Origin of the sequence: Actinomadura sp. NPDC047616 (assembly GCF_040642915.1) — a bacterium.
In the GTDB taxonomy this organism is placed as follows: Bacteria; Actinomycetota; Actinomycetes; order Streptosporangiales; family Streptosporangiaceae; genus Spirillospora; species Spirillospora miaoliensis.
The window spans coordinates 646,648-667,703 of record NZ_JBEYTB010000002.1; the positions used below are offsets into that span (position 1 = coordinate 646,648).

22 protein-coding genes are annotated in these 21,056 nt (G+C 72.4%); 9 read left to right on the top strand and 13 right to left on the bottom strand.

The genetic code is table 11. The features are described 5' to 3' along the window. Positions 1–64 precede the first annotated feature (64 nt). The gene (locus ABZ801_RS07200) at positions 65–1,471 is read left to right on the top strand and encodes a M48 family metallopeptidase (RefSeq protein WP_360693956.1); all 1,407 of its coding nucleotides are present in this window, start codon (positions 65–67) and stop codon (positions 1,469–1,471) included. On the opposite strand, the gene ABZ801_RS07205 is transcribed toward ABZ801_RS07200, so the two are convergent. From ABZ801_RS07205 to coxB, 4 genes are all read right to left on the bottom strand, one after another. Continuing rightward, a complete protein-coding gene (locus ABZ801_RS07205; RefSeq protein WP_360693959.1) occupies positions 1,458–2,825 on the bottom strand; it encodes an Ig-like domain-containing protein in 1,368 nt (455 codons plus the stop codon). The genes ABZ801_RS07200 and ABZ801_RS07205 overlap by 14 nt on opposite strands. A 207-nt stretch (positions 2,826–3,032) precedes the next feature. Then, the gene (locus ABZ801_RS07210; RefSeq protein WP_344955255.1) at positions 3,033–3,443 is read right to left on the bottom strand and encodes a cytochrome c oxidase subunit 4; all 411 of its coding nucleotides are present in this window, start codon (positions 3,441–3,443) and stop codon (positions 3,033–3,035) included. Positions 3,444–3,449: 6 nt separating this feature from the next. After that, on the bottom strand, positions 3,450–5,114 hold the full coding sequence (ctaD, locus tag ABZ801_RS07215) for a cytochrome c oxidase subunit I (protein WP_360693962.1): 1,665 nt from the start codon (positions 5,112–5,114) through the stop codon (positions 3,450–3,452). Then, the gene (gene coxB / locus ABZ801_RS07220) at positions 5,111–5,896 is read right to left on the bottom strand and encodes a cytochrome c oxidase subunit II (RefSeq protein ID WP_344955251.1); all 786 of its coding nucleotides are present in this window, start codon (positions 5,894–5,896) and stop codon (positions 5,111–5,113) included. The genes ctaD and coxB overlap by 4 nt, the downstream gene beginning before the upstream one ends. Positions 5,897–6,103: 207 nt before the next feature. On the opposite strand from coxB, the gene ABZ801_RS07225 reads away from it, so the two are divergent. After that, positions 6,104–7,270 (top strand): cysteine desulfurase family protein, encoded by a 1,167-nt coding sequence (locus ABZ801_RS07225; protein ID WP_360694170.1) that lies wholly within the window; start codon positions 6,104–6,106, stop codon positions 7,268–7,270. After that, positions 7,267–7,659 carry a sulfurtransferase TusA family protein gene (locus ABZ801_RS07230; protein ID WP_360693966.1) on the top strand — a complete coding sequence of 131 codons (393 nt, stop codon included), beginning with the start codon at positions 7,267–7,269 and terminating at the stop codon, positions 7,657–7,659. Before ABZ801_RS07225 ends, ABZ801_RS07230 begins: the two co-directional genes overlap by 4 nt. A 110-nt stretch (positions 7,660–7,769) precedes the next feature. Here ABZ801_RS07230 and ABZ801_RS07235 read toward each other — a convergent pair whose 3' ends face one another. After that, a complete protein-coding gene (locus ABZ801_RS07235; RefSeq protein WP_360693969.1) occupies positions 7,770–8,756 on the bottom strand; it encodes a carbohydrate kinase family protein in 987 nt (328 codons plus the stop codon). A gap of 238 nt (positions 8,757–8,994) precedes the next feature. Then, positions 8,995–9,357 (bottom strand): iron-sulfur cluster assembly accessory protein, encoded by a 363-nt coding sequence (locus ABZ801_RS07240; RefSeq protein WP_344955246.1) that lies wholly within the window; start codon positions 9,355–9,357, stop codon positions 8,995–8,997. A 273-nt stretch (positions 9,358–9,630) separates the two neighbouring features. On the opposite strand from ABZ801_RS07240, the gene nadA reads away from it, so the two are divergent. Then, positions 9,631–10,785 carry a quinolinate synthase NadA gene (gene nadA, locus ABZ801_RS07245; protein ID WP_360693972.1) on the top strand — a complete coding sequence of 385 codons (1,155 nt, stop codon included), beginning with the start codon at positions 9,631–9,633 and terminating at the stop codon, positions 10,783–10,785. A 57-nt stretch (positions 10,786–10,842) separates the two neighbouring features. Here the strand turns inward: nadA and ABZ801_RS07250 are convergent, their stop codons facing one another. The 5 genes from ABZ801_RS07250 to ABZ801_RS07270 all read right to left on the bottom strand — a co-directional run bounded on the left by ABZ801_RS07250 (position 10,843) and on the right by ABZ801_RS07270 (position 14,446). Further along, positions 10,843–11,613: a maleylpyruvate isomerase family mycothiol-dependent enzyme gene (locus ABZ801_RS07250; RefSeq protein WP_360693975.1), complete on the bottom strand. Its 771-nt coding sequence runs from the start codon at positions 11,611–11,613 to the stop codon at positions 10,843–10,845. Positions 11,614–11,682: 69 nt separating this feature from the next. Next, the gene (locus tag ABZ801_RS07255) at positions 11,683–12,252 is read right to left on the bottom strand and encodes a hypothetical protein (RefSeq protein ID WP_360693978.1); all 570 of its coding nucleotides are present in this window, start codon (positions 12,250–12,252) and stop codon (positions 11,683–11,685) included. Between the two features lie 2 nt (positions 12,253–12,254). Continuing rightward, positions 12,255–13,172 carry a zinc metalloprotease HtpX gene (gene htpX, locus ABZ801_RS07260; protein WP_360693981.1) on the bottom strand — a complete coding sequence of 306 codons (918 nt, stop codon included), beginning with the start codon at positions 13,170–13,172 and terminating at the stop codon, positions 12,255–12,257. 174 nt (positions 13,173–13,346) lie between these two features. Next, on the bottom strand, positions 13,347–13,625 hold the full coding sequence (locus tag ABZ801_RS07265) for a hypothetical protein (protein WP_360693984.1): 279 nt from the start codon (positions 13,623–13,625) through the stop codon (positions 13,347–13,349). Further along, the gene (locus ABZ801_RS07270; RefSeq protein ID WP_344955234.1) at positions 13,622–14,446 is read right to left on the bottom strand and encodes a PspA/IM30 family protein; all 825 of its coding nucleotides are present in this window, start codon (positions 14,444–14,446) and stop codon (positions 13,622–13,624) included. Before ABZ801_RS07270 ends, ABZ801_RS07265 begins: the two co-directional genes overlap by 4 nt. 133 nt (positions 14,447–14,579) lie before the next feature. On the opposite strand from ABZ801_RS07270, the gene ABZ801_RS07275 reads away from it, so the two are divergent. Together ABZ801_RS07275 and ABZ801_RS07280 are read left to right on the top strand one after the other, a co-directional pair. Beyond that, complete coding sequence (locus ABZ801_RS07275) at positions 14,580–15,152, top strand: DUF3043 domain-containing protein (protein WP_344955232.1); 573 nt, start codon at positions 14,580–14,582, stop codon at positions 15,150–15,152. A 112-nt stretch (positions 15,153–15,264) separates the two neighbouring features. After that, positions 15,265–16,266: an aldo/keto reductase family protein gene (locus tag ABZ801_RS07280; RefSeq protein ID WP_360693988.1), complete on the top strand. Its 1,002-nt coding sequence runs from the start codon at positions 15,265–15,267 to the stop codon at positions 16,264–16,266. Positions 16,267–16,317: 51 nt separating this feature from the next. Here ABZ801_RS07280 and ABZ801_RS07285 read toward each other — a convergent pair whose 3' ends face one another. Then, positions 16,318–16,518 carry a hypothetical protein gene (locus ABZ801_RS07285; protein WP_344955228.1) on the bottom strand — a complete coding sequence of 67 codons (201 nt, stop codon included), beginning with the start codon at positions 16,516–16,518 and terminating at the stop codon, positions 16,318–16,320. 41 nt (positions 16,519–16,559) lie between these two features. Continuing rightward, a complete protein-coding gene (locus tag ABZ801_RS07290; RefSeq protein WP_360693991.1) occupies positions 16,560–17,411 on the bottom strand; it encodes a thioredoxin domain-containing protein in 852 nt (283 codons plus the stop codon). Positions 17,412–17,499: 88 nt separating this feature from the next. Between ABZ801_RS07290 and ABZ801_RS07295 the strand changes: the two genes are divergently transcribed. The 3 genes from ABZ801_RS07295 (at position 17,500) to ABZ801_RS07305 (ending at position 20,919) form a co-directional block, all read left to right on the top strand. Continuing rightward, complete coding sequence (locus ABZ801_RS07295) at positions 17,500–18,444, top strand: bifunctional adenosylcobinamide kinase/adenosylcobinamide-phosphate guanylyltransferase (RefSeq protein ID WP_360693994.1); 945 nt, start codon at positions 17,500–17,502, stop codon at positions 18,442–18,444. Continuing rightward, a complete protein-coding gene (locus tag ABZ801_RS07300) occupies positions 18,441–19,196 on the top strand; it encodes an adenosylcobinamide-GDP ribazoletransferase (protein WP_360693997.1) in 756 nt (251 codons plus the stop codon). The genes ABZ801_RS07295 and ABZ801_RS07300 overlap by 4 nt, the downstream gene beginning before the upstream one ends. Positions 19,197–19,428: 232 nt before the next feature. Continuing rightward, the gene (locus ABZ801_RS07305; protein ID WP_360694000.1) at positions 19,429–20,919 is read left to right on the top strand and encodes a leucyl aminopeptidase; all 1,491 of its coding nucleotides are present in this window, start codon (positions 19,429–19,431) and stop codon (positions 20,917–20,919) included. The last annotated feature ends 137 nt before the right edge of the window (positions 20,920–21,056 follow it).

Here is a 21,056-nt window from a genome sequence, read left to right on the forward strand (position 1 = left end):
CGACGGCACCGGGCCGGCGACGAGACGAGCCGGACGGCGGGACGGCGTGTGCGGAGGCGAGGCAGTGAGCGGCGAGCGCGGCGAGAACACGGCGGACGCTCCGGTGAGCGCCGCCCGGGCGAGCGACCCACCGCCCCGGCCGGCCCGGCCGGAGCAGGCCCCCCGGGGGCGTGCCAGGCCGCGGGTGGCGGCGGCGGTCGCGTCGGTGGTGCTGTTCGCGGCCGTGGGCGTCGTGCTGGCGGTCACCACGCCGTGGAACCCGCTGCCCGGACGCGTCCCCGGCGGGCACGTCGCCCCCGACCCGGCCCTCGACTTCACCCCCGCCCAGATCGAACGGTCGCGGGCGTTCGACGCGGCCCTGGCCCCGCCCGCGTACGCGGGGCTGCTCATCGGCCTGGCCCTCGTGCTCGTCCTGGGGCTGACGCCACTGGGGGCGCGGTTCGTGGGCTGGGCGACGGCCCGGGTGCGGTGGTGGCCGCTGCGCGTGGCCGTGGCGGCGCTGCTGCTCACCGCGGTCGTGCGGGTGGCGGGGCTGCCGTTCGACGCGTGGAGCGAGTCGGTGCTGCGCCGCTACGGGCTGTCCACCCAGTCGTGGGCGTCGTGGCTGACCGACCAGCTCAAGTCCTTGGGCATCACCTGGGTGATCTGGACGGTGGCGCTGGCGCTGCTGTACGTGCTGGTGCGGCGCTTCCCCCGCTGGTGGTGGGCCGGGGCCGCGGCGGGCGGGTTCCTCCTGGTCGTCGCCGCGTCGTTCGCCTACCCGGTGGCGGTCGAGCCGCTGTTCAACCGGTTCCACTCGCTGCCCGCCGGCCCCCTGCGAAGCGAACTGCTGGCGATGGCCGAGCGCGACGGAGTCCCGGTGACGGACGTGCTGGTCGCCGACGCGTCACGGCGCACCACCGCCCTCAACGCCTACGTCTCCGGGTTCGGGTCCACGCGGCGCATCGTCGTCTACGACACCCTGCTGAAGAACACCCCGCCCGAGCGGGTCGAGTCGATCGTGGCGCACGAGCTGGGGCACGCCAAGAACGACGACGTGCTCCACGGCACGCTCATCGGCGCGCTGGCCGTCTCCGGGGGGATCTGCCTGCTCTACGTGCTGCTGACCTCGCCCCGGCTGCAAAGACGCGCGGGCGTCGACGGCGGCGGCGTGGGGGACGCCCGTTCGGCCGCGCTCGTGCTGGCCCTGGTGACGGTGGCCACCCAGGTGGGCGCCCCCGTGCAGAACCTCATCAGCAGGCACATCGAGGCCCGCGCCGACGCGCACTCCCTCGACCTGACCCGCGCCCCGGTCACGTTCGTGTCGATGCAGCACGAACTGTCGGTGCGCAACATCTCCGACCTGCGTCCGGACCCGGTGGAGTACGTGCTGTGGCGGACGCACCCCGCCGGCCCGCAGCGCATCGCCATGGCCCGCGACTGGGCGCGCATGCACGGCGTGCCCGAGCCGCCCCCGCTCAATCGCCGCTAGCTCCCCCGTGGCCGTTGTGCGTGCCCTGGGACGAGCGCGGACCGGCCTGGCTGGGCGCCTGCACGGCGCTCCGCGCGGAGGTGCTGCCGTTCGGCCCCACCAGCAGCGACCGGTTCAACGCGCTGCCCTTCACCCAGTCGTCCCACTTCATCTGCCAGTACCCCCAGCCGTTGTTGGGCTCCAGCTCGCGTGAGCTGCCCGTCACCGTCAGCGGGTCGCCCCGGTAGACGAAGTCGTAGAACCAGCGCGCGTTCTCGGGGCTGGCGTTGACGCACCCGTGGCTGACGTTCTCCGACCCCTGCGAGCCCACGGACCAGGGGGCGCTGTGCACGTACTCGCCGCTGTTGGAGATGCGGACGGCGTAGTAGACGATCTGGCGGTAGTAGTCGGGGCATCCGGGTCCGCAGCCCACCGTGGCCGAGTCCATGATGACCGGGTTGCCCTTCTCCATGGTCAGATGCACGCCGTTGGTGGTGGTGTACTTCTCGATGCCGCCGCGCCCCATGCTGATGGGGATGGTGCGCACGAGACGGCCGTTGTGCGTCACCCACATCTGGTGGCTGTCCTCGTCGGCCCTGATGATGTGCTGGTCGCCGACGCGGAAGCGCACGTCGAAGTTCCTGGTGCCGTACAGCCCGGTGCCGGCGCGCACGCCGCTCAGGTGCGCACGGAACCTCACGTCGGTCTGGGTGGGCCAGTAGTTCCTGGTGCGGAACACCAGGCTCTGGTCGTCGAACCAGTGCCAGGCGCCCTCCACCGGTTTGGACGAGCTCAGCTCCAGCGCGCGTTCCACCGCGGCGCGGTCGGTCACCTCCTGCCCGAAGCGCAGCACGATGGGCATGCCGACGCCCACGGTCTCCCTGTCGTCGGGTCCGGCGAGGGCCGCCTCCAGGGTCCGCTCGGGCCTGGCGGTGCCGAAGACGCTGGTGACCGTGCGCGTCCTGCCGTCACGGCCGAGTGCGGTCGCGACGACGGTGTAGTCGGTGTCCGGGTCGAGCGTCCAGCGGGACCGCCAGCGGTCGCGCTGGAGGTTCAGCCCGCCCTCGACGCGGGCGCCCTTCGTCGTCACCGTGACGTTCTCGATGGTGCCGTTGCGGGCCCGCACGTCGATCGCCCTGTCGGGCCGCGCCAGCGCGGTGCCGTCCCTGGGGGTCACCTCCAGGCGCACCGCGTCGCGCGGGTCCGGTCTGCGTCCGCCGCTGTCGTCGCAGGCGGCCGCGCCGCCCGTGACCGCGAGCGCCGCGCCGAGCAGCAGCGCCGCCCGCCGCCGGCGCGGGCCCGCCGGGCCGCACCGCCGCCGGACGGTCGCGGCGGGCCGTCCGCCGCCCCTCGTGCCCCAGATCCCGACGCGCACCGTGACCCCCCGATCGCATGTCACCGTCGGCAAACATTCCTCACGAAACGTGCACGACGATCATTATGCGGAGGGCCGGGACCCATCCGGTAGACGGGTCCCGGCCCTCGACGGCTTTCTTTGCCGACCGCTGGGGCGATCAGCACGCCGCCCTTGCGGGGGACGGAACGGGAGTTGACGCCCGTCCCCCGGCGGGTGCGGCGGGGATCAGTGCGAGAAGTGGCCCCGGTAGTACTCGAACACCAGGCCGATCGTGCTGAGCAGCGTCGCGGCCACCCCGAGGATCACCAGCCACCAGCCGAACACGAAGCCCAGCGCGACCGCCGCGGCCGACAGCGCCAGGAACAGCGGCCACCAGCTGTGCGGGCTGAAGAAGCCCAGCTCGCCCGCGGCGTCGGCGATCTCGCCCTCCGGGTCGTCCTCGTACAGCGGACCGCCGTTGGCCTTCTCCAGCCGCCGGACCGTGAAGTGGATGTAGAACCCGATCAGGCCCGCCAGGCCGATGGACAGGGCCAGCGCCGTGGTGCCGGTCCAGTCCTTGGACCACAGCCAGTAGACGACGTCGGAGGCGAGGAAGAAGACCGCGCATCCGTAGAACATGAACGCCTGTACGCGCATCGCCGGTTATCCCTTCGTCCCGGTGAGCTCGCCCTTGGCGCCGACGTGCGGGTGGTGCAGGTCGAACGCGGGCCGCTCGGAACGGATCCGGGGAATCGAGTTGAAGTTGTGCCGCGGCGGCGGGCACGACGTCGCCCACTCCAGCGAGTTGCCGTAGCCCCACGGGTCGTCCACATCGACCCGCTTGCCCTTCTTCCAGGTGATGTACACGTTGTAGAAGAACGGCAGCATCGACAGGCCGAGCAGCAGCGAGAAGGCACTGGACACCATGTTCAGGCCGGTGAACTCCTCGGCGTAGTCGGAGTACCGGCGCGGCATGCCCTCGGCGCCCAGCCAGTGCTGCACCAGGAACGTGCCGTGGAAGCCGAAGAACAGCAGCCAGAAGTGCACCTTGCCGAGCCGGTCGTTCAGCATCTTGCCGGTCCACTTCGGCCACCAGAAGTAGAACCCGGCGAACATCGCGAACACCACGGTGCCGAACACCACGTAGTGGAAGTGCGCCACCACGAAGTAGGAGTCGCTGAGCTGGAAGTCCATCGGCGGCGAGGCCAGGATGACGCCGGTCAGCCCGCCGAACAGGAACGTCACCAGGAAGCCCAGCGACCACAGCATCGGCGACTCGAACGTGAGCTGCCCCCGCCAGATGGTGCCGACCCAGTTGAAGAACTTCACCCCGGTGGGCACCGCGATCAGGAACGTCATGAACGAGAAGAACGGCAGCAGCACCTGGCCGGTGACGTACATGTGGTGCGCCCACACCGTCACCGACAGGCCGGCGATGCCGATGGTCGCGAACACCAGGCCGATGTAGCCGAAGACGGGCTTGCGGCTGAACACCGGCAGGATCTCGGTCACGATGCCGAAGAACGGCAACGCGATGATGTAGACCTCCGGGTGCCCGAAGAACCAGAACAGGTGCTGCCACAGCAGCGCCCCGCCGTGCGAGGCGTCGAAGATGTGCGCGCCGAACTTGCGGTCGGCCTCCAGCGCCAGCAGCGCCGCGGCCAGGACCGGGAACGCCAGCAGCACCAGGATCGAGGTGAGCAGCACGTTCCAGGTGAAGATCGGCATGCGGAACATCGTCATGCCCGGGGCGCGCATGCACAGGATCGTGGTGATGAAGTTGACCGCGCCCATGATGGTGCCGAAGCCCGACATGGCCAGGCCCATCACCCACATGTCACCGCCGATGCCCGGCGAGCGCACCGCGTCCGACAGCGGCGCGTAGGCGAACCACCCGAAGCTGGCCGCGCCGCCCGGGGTGAGGAACCCGGCCAGCACGATGAGGCTGCCGAACAGGAACAGCCAGTACGCCAGCATGTTCATGCGCGGGAACGCCACGTCCGGCGAGCCGATCTGCAGCGGCATGATGACGTTGGCGAACCCGGCGAACAGCGGGGTGGCGAACATCAGCAGCATGACCGTGCCATGCATGGTGAACAGCTGGTTGAACTGCTCGTTGCTGACCACCTGCAGACCCGGCTTGAACAGCTCGGCCCGCATCACCAGGGCCATCACGCCGCCGATGAGGAACATGGCGAACGAGGTGATCAGGTACAGGTAGCCGATCACCTTGTGGTCGGTGCTGGACAGCCAGGACGCGATGATGCGTCCCTTGCTCGTGCGCGCCGCGGCGATCTGCGCGCGCGGTGCGTCGCTGACGGTGGTCACTGCTTGGCTCCCTGCGCCGCCTTGGCCTTGGCCTGGGCGATGAACTGGTCGTACTGCTGGGGCGTGACGACCCGCATCTGGAACAGCATGCGGCTGTGGTCGACGCCGCACAGCTCGGCGCACCGGCCCTCGTAGGTGCCGGTCTTGGTGGCGGTGAACTCGAACTCGTTGGTGTAGCCCGGCATGACGTCCTTCTTGTAGAGGAGCGCCGGGACCCAGAACGAGTGGATCACGTCGTTGGAGTGCAGCCGGATGCGCACACGCTCACCCGACGGGACGGTCAGCACCGGCTTGGCCCCGGACGGGGCGTCGGGGGCGACCGGCACGCCGACCACGGAGGCGACGGTCCGCTCGCGGCCGGAGGCGTCCTTCTCCTTGTAGTCGAACTGCCAGCTCCACTGGAAGCCGATGACGTCGACCGTGACCGCCGGCGGGGTCTTGTTGTCGATCTTCTCGACGTAGTCCTGGTCGCGGGCGGTGAAGTAGAACAGCACGCCGATGATGACGAACGGGACCGCCGTGTAGAGGATCTCGATCGGCAGGTTGTAGCGCACCTGCGGCGGCAGGTCGTCGGAGCGCTTGCGGTGGAACAGCACCGCCCAGATGATCAGGCCCCAGACGACGCCGCCGACGGCGAACGCCGCGATCCAGGAGCCCTGCCACAGCGTGAGCATGCGCTCGGCCTGCTCGCTGATCGGTTCGGGCATGCCCAGGCGCTTGGCCTCGCCACTGCATGCCGAGGCGGTCAACGCCAGCAGGCCCAGGGCCCCTGCGCTTTTCAACGCGCGGCGACCGCGCACAGGCGTACGCCGCTCCCTAGAGCGGGTCGGACTCACGGATTGCCTTCCCCACAGATGAAGCCCGGTCCTCCGGGCGGTCAGGTCAGTTGTCACACGTGCGATGGACAGATTAGCGCGAGGGTCGCACCAACCCCCGATCGGGTGCCCGGTTACGCTCCTGGAGTGGCCGAATCCGACGTGGGCACCGACGTGGGCACCTTCGAAACGGCCCCGCGCGACAGGGTCTATTTCGACGCCGCGTCCAGCGAGCCGCTGCACCCGGCGGCGCGCGAGGCGCTGCTGGGCGCGCTCGACTCGGGCTGGGCGGATCCGGCGCGCCTGTACGGCGCGGCGCGCTCCTCGCGGATGCTGCTCGACCGGGCGCGCGCGCAGGTCGCGTCCGTGCTCGGCGTGCGCCCGGACGAGGTGTCGTTCACCGCGTCCGGCACGCAGGCGGTGCACCTGGCGGTTCTCGGCACGCTGCGGGCGCGCCGCCGCACCGGCCGCCACCTGGTGGTGAGCGCGGTGGAGCACTCCAGCGTCCTGCACGCGGCCGAGTCGCACGAACGCGACGGCGGCGAGGTCACCGTCGTGGGCGTGGACCGGCACGGCCGCGTCGACCCGGACGAGTTCGCCGCGGCGCTGCGCCCGGACACCGCGCTGGCCTGCCTGCAGTCGGCCAACCACGAGGTCGGCACGGTGCAGCCGGTCGCCGAGGCGGCCGAGGCGTGCCGCGCCGCCGGGGTGCCGCTGTTCGTGGACGCGGCGCAGTCGCTCGGCCGCGTCGACGTGCCGGAGGGCTGGTCGCTGCTGGCCGCCGGCGCGCACAAGTGGGGCGGGCCGCCCGGCGTGGGCGTGCTGGTCGTCCGCAAGGGCACGCGGTGGCGTTCGCCGCTGCCGGAGGACGAGCGCGAGCGGCGGCGCGTGCCCGGGTTCGAGAACGTGCCGGGCGCGGTGGCGGCGGCGGCCGCGCTGGCGGCGCTGCGCGCCGAGATGACCGCCGAGGCGCCCCGTCTTTCCGCGCTGATCGGCCGTATCCGGGACCGGGTGCCGCGTACGATCGAAGACGTACAGGTGGTGGGCGACCCGGAGCGGCGGCTGCCGCATCTGGTGACGTTCTCCTGCCTGTACGTGCCGGGCGAGGCGCTGCTGACCGAACTGGACCGCCTGGGTTTCGCGGTCTCGTCGGGAAGCTCGTGCACGGCCGATACGCTGCGTCCCAGCCATGTCCTGGAGGCGATGGGAGTGATCACCCATGGCAACGTGCGGGTGTCGCTGCCCCGTGACGCGCGCGCGGCCGACGTCGACCGGTTCCTACATGTGCTGCCCGACGCGGTCGCCCGGCTGCGCCGGGCCGCCGGAGCAAGCGTGGAGTGACGCCCCATGACCCCGCACCCGCCCCCTTCGCCCTCTTCGCCCCCTTCGCCCGCGACCACGACAGTGAGGCGGACGCTCCCATGAGGTTCCTGGGCCGTTCCCGCCGCGCCGCCGAGCGCGCGCCGCAGCCCCCCGCCGCGCCGGCCGCCCCCGCCGGGCCCCCGCCCGCGCTGGTCATCGACGCGCTGGGCCGCAAGTGCCCCATCCCGATCATCATGCTGGCCGAGCGGATCCGCGAGGTCCCGGTCGGCGAGATCATCGCGGTGCTCGCCGACGACGTGGCCGCCCGCACCGATGTGCCCGCCTGGTGCCGCATGAAGTCGCAGGAGTTCGTCCGCGAGGAGACCCTCCAGCGCGGCTGGGCCTTCCACATCCGCCGCTCGTACTGATGAACCGCGCTTCGCGCGGCGGCGAGCGGGCTCTTTTTCGCGACGCCTTCCGTAGATGTGAAACAGCGGCCCTTCCGTGAGGGAGGGCCGCTGTTCGTCGGTGCGGCGTCTTACGGGTTCGGGCAGCTGAGGTGGGGGCGGACGTCGTCGGCGGCGGGGTCGCCGTAGGTCTGGGCGAGGCGGTCCAGGAAGGCGGAGGTCGACAGGGAGTACTCCTGCGGGCCCGCGGCCTCGAGGACGTAGGCGGCGATGACGTTGCCGACCTGGGCCGCGCGTTCCAGCGGCAGGCCCCAGGCGGTGGCCGTGAGGAATCCGGCGCGGAAGGCGTCGCCCACGCCGGTGGGGTCGACGACCTTGGCGACGGGGGTGGCGGGCACGTGCAGGCCCTCCTCGCCCTTGCGGTCGATGACCGCGCCCTTGGGGCCGAGGGTGGTCACCCGGATCGCGACCCGGTCCAGGAACTCCTGCTCCGACCAGCCGGTCTTCTCCTCGGCCAGGGCCTTCTCGTACTCGTTGCTGAACAGGTACGCGGCGCCGTCGATGAGCCTGCGCACGTCCGCGCCGTCCATGCGGGCCAGCTGCTGGGACGGGTCGGCGGCGAACGGGATGCCGCGGGCGCGGCACTCGTCGGTGTGCCGCAGCATCGCCTCGGGGTCGTTCGGGCTGATCACCACCAGGTCCAGGCCGCCGACCCGGTCGGCGACCGGCCGCAGCTCGATGGAGCGCGCCTCGCTCATCGCGCCGGCGTAGAAGGTGGCGATCTGGTTCTGGTCCTGGTCGGTGGTGCACAGGAAGCGGGCGGTGTGGTGCAGCTCGGATACGTGCACCGAGGCGGTGTCCACACCGTGCCGGTCGAGCCAGGACCGGTAGTCGGCGAAGTCGTCGCCGACCGAGCCCACCAGGATCGACTCCTTGCCCAGGCTGCCCATGCCGAAGCAGATGTTGGCGGCGATGCCGCCCCGCCTGATCTCCAGCTCGTCCACCAGGAACGACAGCGACACCCGATCGAGCTGATCGGGTAGCAGCTGGTCGGTGAAGCGCCCGGGGAAGGTCATCAGATGGTCGGTCGCGATGGAGCCTGTCACGGCGATGCGCACGGCGTCGCTCTCCTCGTGGTGTCGTCCGGCTGTGTGTCCGGCTGTCGTCAACCCCATGGGGGATCGCGGGACGGTCAAGACTACTGCCCATGGCATCACGAGATCGGCTCGCGCCACAGTCCCGGGACGCGGACGCCGCACGGCCGAAGACGCGAGGGCCCGGACGACGTGGCCGTCCGGGCCCTCGGGAGAGCGTGCGCGAACCGCGGCCGCGCTCCGTGCGGCCGGAGGGCGGCTCCTAGTTGAAGGAGTCGCCGCAGGCGCAGGAGCCCGACGCGTTCGGGTTGTCGATCGTGAAGCCCTGCTTCTCGATCGTGTCGACGAAGTCGATGGTGGCGCCGGTCAGGTACGGGGCGCTCATCCGGTCGACCCGCACCGCCAGGCCGTTGAAGTCCTGGACCAGGTCGCCGTCCATCTGCCGCTCGTCGAAGAACAGCTGGTAGATCAGGCCCGAGCAGCCGCCCGGCTGCACGGCGACACGCAGCGCCAGGTCGTCACGGCCCTCCTGCTCGAGCAGGCTCTTGGCCTTCTCGGCGGCGGAGTCGGTGAGGATGACGCCCTGCTGCGTGGTCTCCTGCGTGGTCTCGCCTGAAACCGTCATGTGTGTGGCTCCCGGGTGTCGCTTCGCCGCGCCCGCGGCGCTGTCTCGCATGTCCTCGAGACGGGTCGCGTCAGTCTTCCGCGCCTCGATGTTCCTAGGACAACGTACCTCGGCCCGTAGTCATTCCGCCTGACGCCGGTGTGACACATGTCCGGCCGGCGGTTCCGGCTGCGGTCTGCGTCACACCCCGCCCCGCCCGGTTCTCCTGCCCGATATCTGTGCGATTATTAGTCGTCAAAGCGACGATAAGCCCGTCGCAGGAGGGAGAGCGTCGTGACCACCCCCGTGCGTGATCTTCCGCTGCTGCTGCTGGGCCGGGGTGCGGACCCGGACAGCGAGCGCGGTGTCGACTGCCCCGGCGACCTGCCCCCCGCCTCCGATCCGGCCCTGGTGGAGCGGGCCCGGGCCGCCAAGGCGGCGCTCGGCGACCGGGTGTTCGTCCTGGGCCACCACTACCAGCGCGACGAGGTGATCCAGTTCGCGGACGTCACCGGCGACTCGTTCAAGCTGGCCCGGGAGGCGGCGGCCCGTCCGCAGGCGCCGTACGTGGTGTTCTGCGGCGTGCACTTCATGGCCGAGTCCGCCGACATCCTGACCGCCGACCACCAGCGGGTGGTGCTGCCGGACCTGGCCGCGGGCTGTTCGATGGCGGACATGGCCACGTTCGACCAGGTGGAGGAGTGCTGGGAGGTGCTGGAGGACGCCGGCGTGGCCGACGACGTCGTGCCGGTGACCTACATGAACTCCTCGGCCGACATCAAGGCGTTCGTGGGCCGCCACGGGGGCACGGTCTGCACCTCCTCCAACGCCAGGCGCGCGCTGGAATGGGCGTTCTCCAAGGGGTCGAAGGTGCTGTTCCTGCCCGACCAGCACCTGGGCCGCAACACCGCCGTGCTGGAGATGGGGCTGTCGCTGGACGACTGCGTCGTCTACAACCCGCACCGCCCGGACGGGGGGCTGACCCAGAAGCAGCTGCGCGACGCCAAGATGCTCCTGTGGCGCGGCCACTGCTCGGTGCACGGCCGGTTCAGCAAGGAGTCGGTGGACGAGGTGCGGGCCCGGGTTCCGGGCGTGAACGTGCTCGTGCACCCCGAGTGCCGGCACGAGGTCGTCCTCGGCGCCGACCTGATCGGGTCCACCGAGTACATCATCAAGACCATCGAGTCGGCCCCGTCCGGGTCGGCGTGGGCGGTCGGCACGGAGCTGAACCTGGTGCGGCGGCTGGCCGACGCGCACCCGGACAAGAACGTGATGTTCCTGGACCGCACGGTGTGCTTCTGCTCGACGATGAACCGCATCGACCTGCCGCACCTGGTGTGGGCGCTGGAGTCGCTGGCGCGGGACGAGGTCGTCAACCCCATCGAGGTCGACCCGGAGACCGCGCACTACGCCCGCGTCGCCCTCGACCAGATGCTGGCGCTGCCGTAACGCCGTTCGCGGGGGCGGGCCGGGCGGTCGCTGCGCTCCGGCCCGCGCCCGCCCTTCTCAGACCGCCGAGTTCTCCGTCCAGAGGGTCAGCAGGGCCTCGTCGCCGCGCGCCTTGATCCCGGGATCGTCGAGGCGGCGCCGGCCCCACAGGAACAGGTACAGGTCGCCGGCGGCGCCGGAGATCTCCGCGTCGGCCCGGACGTCGTCGCCGCGGTCCGTACGGGTCCAGGCGAACCGGTCGGGCAGCAGGCGCAGCAGCATGCGGGTGCCGGTGTCGGACGCGGTGAAGGCGATCACCGTGCCGTCGCCGCGCAAATTGTCGATCTTGGGGGAGAACGCGGCGGCGCTGCGCAGGTTCGCGGCGAACTCGGTGATGCCGTCGTCGGCGACGTCCGCCGGGACGCCCGTCCCGGCGCCGAGGGCCAGGTCGGCGTCGCAGCGGTGCACGGCGGTCTCGTGCAGCATCCGCCTGCCCCAGAAGCGCACGTGCTGGTCGGCGCCCCACGCCCACATCGCCTCGTCGGGGTCGGCGGCGCGCAGTGTGCGCAGCAGCGCGGCGGCGCCCTCCTCGAACCAGGGCCGCAGCTCGGCGGGGTCGTCGGGGATCACGACGCCGAGCTCGCGGGCGCCCACCCGCCGCCGGACCCGGCGTTCGACCATGCCGCCGGCCCAGCGGTGCACGCGCCCCAGGTGGCGGACGAGGTCGGCCAGCGACCAGCCGGGACAGGTCGGCACCGGGGTGTCGAGGTCGGCGTCCCGCACACGGGCGGCGAACGACTCCATCTCGTTCTGTGCGGCGTCGCAGTAGCGGATGTGGTCCCAGCGCACGGTGTCGCCCCTTCCGCCCCGGGGGTCGCGGTCACAAGCCGGAGGCGACCCGATGATAAGCCGGGCGGGTCACAGGCCCGGGGCGCCCCAGACCGGGAACCAGCGGCCCAGGTCCTCCTCGACGGGCAGGTCGGCGCCGACGGCCCCGCGCACCTGCAGCTCCAGGGCGTTGTCGCGCTTCTCGCCGGGCAGCGGGGCGAACGGGTAGAACGTGCCGCGCTTGTAGAGGTAGATCAGCGCCAGGCTCCGCCCGTCCGGGCTCCGGAACCCGGCCAGGGAGCACAGCAGGTGCGGCCCGAAGCCGTTGGCCTCCAGCGTGGAGTTGACCGCGTGCAGGTCGGTGACCAGCGCCGGCAGCTCGTCGGGGGCGTGCCGGGCCAGCATCCAGGTGTAGCCGTAGGTGTCGGTGCTCACCTCCACCCGGGGGCCCGCGTCGGCGTCGAGAAGCTCCCGCAGGTCGCTCTGCAGCCGCGCGAACGCCCCGCCCTCGGCGGCGCGGAAGCACACCGAGCCCAGCCCGGTGGGGGTGAACCCGGCCGCCGCCTCCAGCGTGACCGCCGCGTTCGGCAGCGCGAACAGCCGGTCCAGGTCGGGCTTGACCGGCTTGGACCGGCCGAGCAGGGCGTCCAGGAATCCCATCGTCACACTCCCCTGCCGAGCTGGTCGGAGATCCGCTGCAGCTGCGCCAGCCGCCGCTCCAGCGGCGGGTGGGTGGAGAACAGCGAGGAGATGCTGAACCCCTTGGCGAAGGCGGGGGCGAAGAAGAACGCGTTGAACGGCTCGGCCGCCCGCAGGTCGCGGCTGGGGATGCGGGCCAGCTCGCCCGACACCTTGGTCAGCGCGCTGGCCAGCGCGGACGGCCGGCCGGTCAGCAGCGCCGCCGCCCGGTCGGCCGACAGCTCCCGGTAGCGCGACAGCGCCCGGGTGAGCAGGAAGCTGATCGCGTACGCCACGGCGCTGACCAGCACCACCATCAGCAGGACCAGGCCGGTGTTCTGGTCGCCGTCGCGGCGGCCGAACCCGCCCCACAGCCCCCACTCCAGCCCGAAGCGGGTGATCAGCCCGGCGCACACGCCCAGGAACGAGGCGATGGTCATGACCGCCACGTCCCGGTGCGCGATGTGCGACATCTCGTGCGCCAGCACGCCCTCCAGCTCCACGGGGTCCAGGCGGCGCAGCAGGCCGGTGGTCACGCACACCACGGCCTTCCTCTGGTTGCGGCCGGTGGCGAAGGCGTTCGGCACGTCGGTGTCGGCGACGGCGACGCGCGGCTTGGGCGCGTCGGACATGGCGCAGATGCGGTCGATGACGCCGTGCAGCTCCGGCGCCTCCTGCGGGGAGACCACCCGGCCGTGCATGGCGAACATCGTCAGCCGGTCGGAGAAGAAGTACTGGGCCAGCAGGAACACGACCGCGACCACCAGCGCGACCAGTCCCCAGCTGGGCGCGATCGCGAAGAACGCCGTCACGAAGGCGACGTACACCAGGCCGAGCAGGAACATCGTCACGACCATGCGTGACGTCAACCCCCGGTCGGTCGCGTAGCGGGTGCGCGCCATACGGGCCCCCTCCCGTCGTCAGCTCCCGTCGTCACGGGTGTCCCGGGCTCGCCGGAACCCCATCGTGGGAAACGTTCGACGCGGCGCATTCGTGCCCTGATCAGGTGTGACGCCCGTCCCTCCCCGGGCCGGCGGCCCGTGGAGGACCGCGGGAGGGGCGGGCCCGGCGCTGGGTCAGCCGGGGATGAGGCCCTCGTCGCCGAGCATGGCGCGCACCTCGTCGATGGTCGCGTCGACCGGCGGCAGCACCAGCTCCGAGGGCTCCAGGCTGTCGGCGGGCAGCGCCGTGCCGACCTTGCGGACGTTGTCCAGCAGTGAGTGCAGGGCGGCGCGGAAGGTCTCCTCGTCACCCGAATCGATCGCCGCCTCCAGGCGGCTGTCGAGGTCGTTGAGCGCGGGCAGGTCGTCGTCGGCGACGTCGAGCTGTCCCTCGCCCATGATGCGGACGATCACTGCCCACCCCCGGGCTGCTGCGGGTACTGCGCCTGCTGGGGGGTCTGCTGCTGGGCCTGCTGGGGGGCGTCCTGCTGCTGCGCGGCGGGCGTGGTGCCCTGGTTCAGCTGCTTGGGCGCCGAACCCTGCCCCAGCTCGGCCTTCATCCGCTCCAGCTCCAGGTCCACGCCGCTGGTGGCGCCCATGCGGTCGAGCTCGGCCTGGATGTCGTCCTTGGGACCGGAGAAGTCCTCCAGCGCGCCGGAGGCCAGCAGCTCGTCGATCGCCCCCGCGCGGGCCTTCATGGTCTCGGTCTTCTCCTCGGCGCGCTGGATGGCCAGGCCGACGTCGCCCATCTCCTCGGAGATGCCGGAGAACGCCTCGTTGATCTTGGTCTGCGCCTCGGCCGCGGTGTAGGTCGCCTTGATCGTCTCCTTGCGGGTGCGGAAGGCGTCCACCTTGGCCTGCAGCCGCTGCGAGGCGAGCGTGAGCTTCTCCTCCTCGCCCTGCAGCTGCTCGTACTGCGCGCGCAGGTCGTTCAGCTGGGAGTCCAGCCCGGCCCGCCGCTCCAGCGCGGCCCTGGCCAGGTCCTCCCGGCCCACCTGCAGCGCCTTGCGGCCCTGCTCGGTGAGCTTGTTGTGCTGCTGTTCCAGCTGGTTGATCTGCAGCTCCAGCCGCTTGCGCGAGGTCGCGACGTCGGCAACACCCCGACGGACCTTCTGCAGCATCTCCAGCTGGCGCTGGTAGGAATAGTCCAGGGTCTCGCGAGGATCCTCCATACGGTCCAAAGCCTTGTTCGCCTTGGACTTGAAGATCATCGACATTCGCTTCATCACGCTCATCGCGCGGCGCCGGTCCCTTCGTGTGCTGTGCTCAGTCACAAACTGGGCTCAATAACCACTGCTGGGGTTCTTATCACCCTACGCGTTAACGCGCGAGGCAGTCACGATGTTCGCAGCCGGTAGGCTGATCCTCGTGTTCCGACGTCGTACCCAGGAAGCCCCCGAGGATCCTCCGCAGGTAGTAGTCAAGCCCGGCGGCAAGGGGCGTCCCACTCCCAAGCGCCGTGACGCCGAGAAGCGGCGCCGCCAACCGCTCACCGCCCCGGCCAACCGCAAGGAGGCCTACCGGCGGATGCGCGAGAAGCAGGCCGCCGAGCGCGCCAAGGCGCGCGAGGGCATGGCCAAGGGCGACGAGCGTTACCTGCTCAAGCGGGACAAGGGGCCGGTGCGGCGGCTCGCGCGCGACTACGTCGACTCGCGGCGCACCGTCGGCTCGTACCTGATGTACGGCATGCTGGCCATCGTCATGCTCAGCCTGGTGCCGGTGGTGTGGGCCAGGCTGCTGGTCCTGTTCGCGCCGCCGCTGCTGCTGGCGCTGGTGCTCATCGAGGGGCTCTGGCTCAGCATGCGGATCAAGAAGCTGGCCGCCGAGCGGTTCCCCGAGGAGGACCGCCGGGGCGTGGGGCTGTACGCGGCGATGCGCGCCATGCAGATCCGCCGCCTGCGCATGCCCGCCCCCCAGGTCAAGGTCGGCGACAAGGTCTGACCGGGACGAGACGGCGTTCACCGGGACCACGGCATTCACCGGGACCACGGCGTCCGCCGGGACCTCCGTCCGCCCGGCGCCGGGCGTGATCATCGGGTTTAGGGTCGGAGACATGGAGTTCCGACACCTGGGCCGCAGCGGTCTCAAGATCAGCGAAATCAGCTACGGCAACTGGCTCACCCACGGCTCCCAGGTCGAGGAGGACGCGGCGCGCGCGTGCGTGCACGCCGCCCTCGACGAGGGGATCACCACCTTCGACACCGCGGACGTGTACGCGGGCACGCGCGCCGAGGAGGTCCTCGGCCGGGCGCTGAAGGGGCGGCGCCGCGAGGGCCTGGAGATCTTCACCAAGGTCTACTGGCCGACCGGCCCCGGGCAGAACGACCGCGGGCTGTCGCGCAAGCACATCTTCGAGTCGATCCACGGGTCGCTGCGCCGCCTGCAGACCGACTACGTGGACCTGTACCAGGCGCACCGGTTCGACCACTCCACGCCGCTGGAGGAGACCCTGCGCGCGTTCGACGACCTGGTGCGGCAGGGCAAGGTGCTGTACGTCGGCGTCTCGGAGTGGCGGGCCGACGAGATCGCCCGCGCGCTGAAGATCGCCGACGAGATGGGGTTCGACCGCATCGTGTCCAACCAGCCGCAGTACTCGATGCTGTGGCGGGTCATCGAGGGTGAGATCGTGCCCCTGTGCGAGAAGGAGGGCGTCGGGCAGATCGTCTGGTCGCCGATCGCGCAGGGCGTGCTGACCGGCAAGTACCTGCCGGGGCAGCCGCCGCCGCAGGGCTCGCGCGCCACCGACGACAAGGGCGGCGCGAACTTCGTCAAGCGGTTCATGACCGACGACGTGCTGTCGCGCGTGCAGGAGCTCAAGCCGGTCGCCGCCGACCTGGGCCTGACCATGGCGCAGCTGGCGGTGGCCTGGGTGCTGCAGAACCCGAACGTGTCGTCGGCGATCGTGGGCGCCTCGCGTCCCGAGCAGGTCCGCGACAACGTGAAGGCCGCCGGGGTGAAGCTGGACACCGACGTGCTCAAGCGCATCGACGACGTGCTCGGCCCGGTGGTCGAGCGGGACCCGGCCAAGACGGTCAGCCCGCAGACCCGTCCCTGAACCGCGTGCCGTGGCGTCGCCCCCGGGGGCGGCGCCACGGCCCCGGTGCCGCTAGTCGGGTTCGTGCAGGCTCATCGGGCCGTAGACGACCGACTCGCCTTCCAGGAGCGTGACCTGGTCGACGCCCTCCTCGCGCAGGCCGCGCCAGGTCTCCCCCAGCCACGTCTCCGCGTCCGCCTGCGTGGTGAACGTCTCCTCCGAGCGGCCCACCTCGAGGCCGTCGGCCTTCTCCAGCCGCCAGCTCCACGCCATGTGCTCGACCTCCCTCCGCCGTGAGGAGACTAGCCGTTCGATCAGCTCGCGGCCTCGATCGCGCGCCGCAGGGAGTCGGGAGTCTGGATGTCGGTGTTGTCGAGGACACGGCCGTCCACCCGCACCGACGGAGTGCCCTGGATGCCGTGGGAGGAGGTGTAGGTGCGGCTGGCGGCCAGCACGTCCTCCGAACGCGACTGCCCGGTCACGCAGCGGCGGAACGCGTCGTCGGTCAGCCCCACCGACGCGCCGTGCGACAGCAGCTCGGAGATCTCGTAGCCCCTGCTGCTCTCCTTGGCCGGCTGGTGGTTGTAGAGGGCGTCCTGGTACGACAGCCAGCGCGAGCCGTCGCTGACGCAGCGCAGCGCGGAGGCGGCGCGCAGCGAGTTGCCGTACATGGGCTCGACGCCCTGCGAGAAGACGACCATCGGCCGGAAGACGATCTTGGCCTGCCCCGCGACCGCCAGCTGCTTGAGCATGGGGTCGTTGCTGCGGTCGAACTTGCCGCACGGAGGGCAGGCGAAGTCCTCGTAGATCTCCACGACGGGACGCTCCACACCCGGCCGGGCCATGGTCAGGCTGCCGTCCTCGCCGATCCTGGCCTCGGCGCCGCCCTCGATCTGCCCGACGCGCAACTCCTGCCGCCCGCCGTCGCCGCGGAGCGCGACGAACACCACGACGGCCACGACCAGCACGCCCACCAGTCCCCCGGCCACCAGGCCGATCACCAGGGCGGCGCCGCCGCGCCGCGGGGCGGGCGGAGGCGGGGCGCCGCCGCCGGGCGGCCAGGGCGCGCCTGGCGGGTGGGGGCCGCCGCCTCCATGGGGCGGCGGGGGGAACGCGCCGGGCGGTTGCCCGCCCGGAGGCCAAGGGGAGTTCGGGGGGTTGGCCACGGGTCTCCTCACCGTTCAGTGGTCTTGCCACCTGGAGCGTAGCCGGGGCGGGGAGAACGATGGCGGGCCCGTAGAGTTCTCCTCCACGATGGAGATCGATCTGCGTGGCGTCGCGGGACCGGACGGCTGGCCCGCGTCCGGATGCCGGTGCGCGTCCTGTAACCGTCTGCGCGCCGCCGGGGTGCGCTACGCGCCGACCCATGTGGTGGTGGACGGCGTGCCGCTGGATCAGTGCGCGCGGCGGGAGGTCCCCGGAGGCTGGGACGTGACGGGCCCGCGCGGTGGCCGCGTCCTGGTGGCGTCCGGGCCCGGCGCGCGTCCCGAGCCGGTCGACGGGGCGGTCTACGACGCCGCGCTTCTGGACCTGGTGGGCTGCCCGGATCACCTGGGCCGGCTGCGTCACACCGGGGCCGTCACCCCGGCGACGGATGTGCGCGCCGTACACGTCGACCACCGGATCTCCTCGCCGGACGAGTTGGAACGCCGCCTGAAGTACTGGCTGCGCCCCCAGGACGGCCCGTACCGCCTGCTGCTGCTGGGCGGGGCCAGGTCAGGCAAGTCGGCCGAGGCCGAGCTGCGCCTGGCCGCCCACCCCCGCGTGACATACGTCGCCACAGGCAGCACCGCTGCCGACGACCCCGAATGGAACGCCCGCATCGAGGCCCACAGGAAGCGCCGTCCCTCCTGGTGGCGGACGGAGGAGACCACCGACCTGGCGCGGGTGCTCGGCGCCGCCGAGGGCGCCGTACTGGTGGACGGCATCGGAACCTGGCTGGCCGCGGCGATCGACGAGGCCGGCGCCTGGGACGCCCCCGACGCCGTACAGCCCCGCCTGGACGAGCTGGTCGAGGCGTGGCGCGGCGCGTCCGCCCATGTGGTCGCCGTGTCCGACGAGGTCGGGCTGTCGCTGGTGCCGGCCACGTCCTCCGGGCGCGCGTTCCGCGACCTGCTGGGCCGTCTCAACCAGCGGCTCGCCGCCGAGTCGGAGGAGGCCGCGCTGGTCGTGGCGGGGCGCGTGCTGGAGCTCGGGTGAGCGCGGCACTGCGGCTGGCGGTCACGCTGCTGACCGTCGTCCCGCTGCCGGCCGGGCCGGTGGACCGGCGCACCGCCGGACGCGCCATGCTGGCCGCCCCGCTGACCGGGCTGATCGTCGGCGGCGGCGCGGCGGCGGTGCTGCTCGCGGGCGATCTGGCCGGGCTGGCCGCACCGCTGAGGGCGGCGCTGGCCGTGGCCGCGACGGCCGTGCTGACCCGGGCGCTGCACCTGGACGGGCTGGCCGACCTGGCCGACGGGCTGGGCAGCCGCCGTCCCGCCGACGCCGCCCTGGACGTCATGAAGCGGTCCGACATCGGGCCGTTCGGCGTGGTGACCCTGCTGCTGGTGCTGCTGGTGCAGGTCACGGCGCTGGCGACGGCACCGGACGCGGTCGCGGCCGTGCTGGTCGCCGCGGTCGCCGGGCGGCTCGCCCTGCCCTGGGCGTGCCGGACCGGGGTGCCGTGCGCGCGTCCCGGCGGGCTCGGCGCCCTGGTCGCCGGGACGGTCGGCACGCGCGCGGCGGCCGCCGTGACGGCCGTTGCGGTCGCGGCCGCGGGGGCCATGGGCGCCGGGCTGGACGGCGTGGCCGGCGGCGTGCGCGCCGTGGCGGCCGTGCTGGTCGGGCTCGCCACGGCGCTGCTCATGCTGCGGCACGCGGTACGCCGCCTCGGCGGGATCACCGGCGACGTGCTCGGCGCCCTCGTCGAGCTGGCGACCACCGCCGCCCTGGTCGCCATGGCCGCCCGCTGAGGCGCGGCGGGCGGTGAGCGCGCGGCGGGCGTACCCGCGGACGTCGGCGCCGGTGTCGTCGCAGGCGGCGCGCAGCGCGTCGGCCACGGCCGGGTCGGCGCCGCGCCGGCCCGGCGCCACTTCCGCCACCCCCGGCACACGGGCGGACGGGCGTGATGCGGGCAGGTCCCGGTAGGTAAGGCTTGATCCAAAAGGGCGAAACCGGTCACCGGGAGGACTACCATCGGACGACGTGACGACCACCATCAGCCTTGACAGTGCGGCCCCGGCCAGACTCGACGTCGACGCTCTCGTGATCGGCGTCCTCCCGGCCGGGCAGGACGGCGACGGCGTACGACCGGCGGCGGGCGCCGAGGGGGTCGACGAGGCCCTCGACGGGCGCTTGGCCGCCGCGCTGCGCGCGGTGGGCGCGACCGGCAAGGCCGAGGAGGTCACCCGGCTGCCCACCCTGGGCGCGCTGCCCGCCCCGCTGATCGTCGCGGTCGGCCTGGGCGAGTCGCCAGACGCCGAGGCGCTGCGCCGCGCCGCCGGCGCGGCCGTGCGCGCGCTGGCCGGCACCCGGCGGGCCGCCGTCGCGCTGCCCGCCGCCACCGCCGGCGAGGTGGAGGCGGTCGCGGTGGGCGCGCTGCTGGGCAACTACGCCTTCCACGACTTCCGCACCGGCGACCGCAAGGGCCCGGCCGAGCAGATCACCGTGGTCGCCTCCGCCGACGGCGCGCAGGACGCGGTCGACCGCGCCCGCACCCTGGGCGAGGCGGTCACGCTCGTGCGCGACCTGGTCAACACGCCGCCGTCCCACCTGAACCCCGACGACCTGGCCCGCACCGCCGAGCGGGTGGCGGGCGAGGCCGGCCTGGGCATCGAGATCCTGGACGAGAAGGCGCTGGCCGAGGGCGGCTACGGCGGCCTCGTCGGCGTCGGGCAGGGCTCGGTCAACCCGCCGCGCCTGGTGCGCCTCACCTACAGCCACCCCGACGCCGAGCGGACCCTCGCGCTGGTCGGCAAGGGCATCACGTTCGACTCCGGCGGGCTGTCGCTGAAGCCGTCCGAGGCCATGGACTGGATGAAGTCCGACATGGGCGGCGCGGGCGCCGTGCTGGGCGCGCTGTCGGCGATCGCCCGGCTCGGCGTGAAGGTCAACGTCGTCGGCTACCTGGCGCTGGCCGAGAACATGCCGAGCGGCACCGCCCAGCGCCCGTCCGACGTGCTGCGTGTGTACGGCGGCAAGACCGTCGAGGTGCTCAACACCGACGCCGAGGGCCGCCTGGTCATGGCCGACGCGCTGGTGCGCGCCGCCGAGGACGAGCCCGACCTGCTCGTCGACGTCGCCACCCTCACCGGCGCGCAGATCGTCGCGCTGGGCATGCGCACCGCAGGGGTGATGGCCAACGACGACGACCTGCGTGAGAAGGTGGTCGCGGCGGCCCGGGACGCGGGCGAGGCGTTCTGGGGCATGCCGCTCCCGGCGGAGCTGCGCAAGGGCCTTGACTCGGCCGTGGCCGACATCGCCAACGTCAGCGGCGAACGGTGGGGCGGCATGCTCGTGGCGGGCGTGTTCCTCAAGGAGTTCGTCCGCGACGGGCTGCGCTGGGCGCACCTGGACATCGCCGGTCCCGCCTTCAACAAGGGCGAGCCGTACGGCTACACCCCCAAGGGCGGCACCGGCGCGGCGACCCGCGCGCTGGTCCGCATCGCCGAGGACCTGGCCGCGGGGGCCCTCTAGCCGTCACGGGGGCGCCACCGCCGGCCGCGGCGACGCGGCCGGCGGCGCCCGCCGAGGGACCCCGCCCCGGGACGCCCCGCGCCCCGCCCGTACGGGCGGTCCGAGAACCGAATAGATTTCCTCATGGCGACGGGGCC

Coding starts and splice junctions, on each gene's coding strand:
- ABZ801_RS07210 (WP_344955255.1), bottom strand. CDS start 3,443: ATGCGCGTACAGGCGTTCATGTTCTACGGATGCGCGGTCTTCTTCCTC.
- ABZ801_RS07240 (WP_344955246.1), bottom strand. CDS start 9,357: ATGACGGTTTCAGGCGAGACCACGCAGGAGACCACGCAGCAGGGCGTC.
- ABZ801_RS07255 (WP_360693978.1), bottom strand. CDS start 12,252: ATGGGATTCCTGGACGCCCTGCTCGGCCGGTCCAAGCCGGTCAAGCCC.
- htpX (WP_360693981.1), bottom strand. CDS start 13,172: ATGGCGCGCACCCGCTACGCGACCGACCGGGGGTTGACGTCACGCATG.
- ABZ801_RS07270 (WP_344955234.1), bottom strand. CDS start 14,446: ATGAGCGTGATGAAGCGAATGTCGATGATCTTCAAGTCCAAGGCGAAC.
- ABZ801_RS07280 (WP_360693988.1), top strand. CDS start 15,265: ATGGAGTTCCGACACCTGGGCCGCAGCGGTCTCAAGATCAGCGAAATC.
- ABZ801_RS07285 (WP_344955228.1), bottom strand. CDS start 16,518: ATGGCGTGGAGCTGGCGGCTGGAGAAGGCCGACGGCCTCGAGGTGGGC.
- ABZ801_RS07295 (WP_360693994.1), top strand. CDS start 17,500: ATGGAGATCGATCTGCGTGGCGTCGCGGGACCGGACGGCTGGCCCGCG.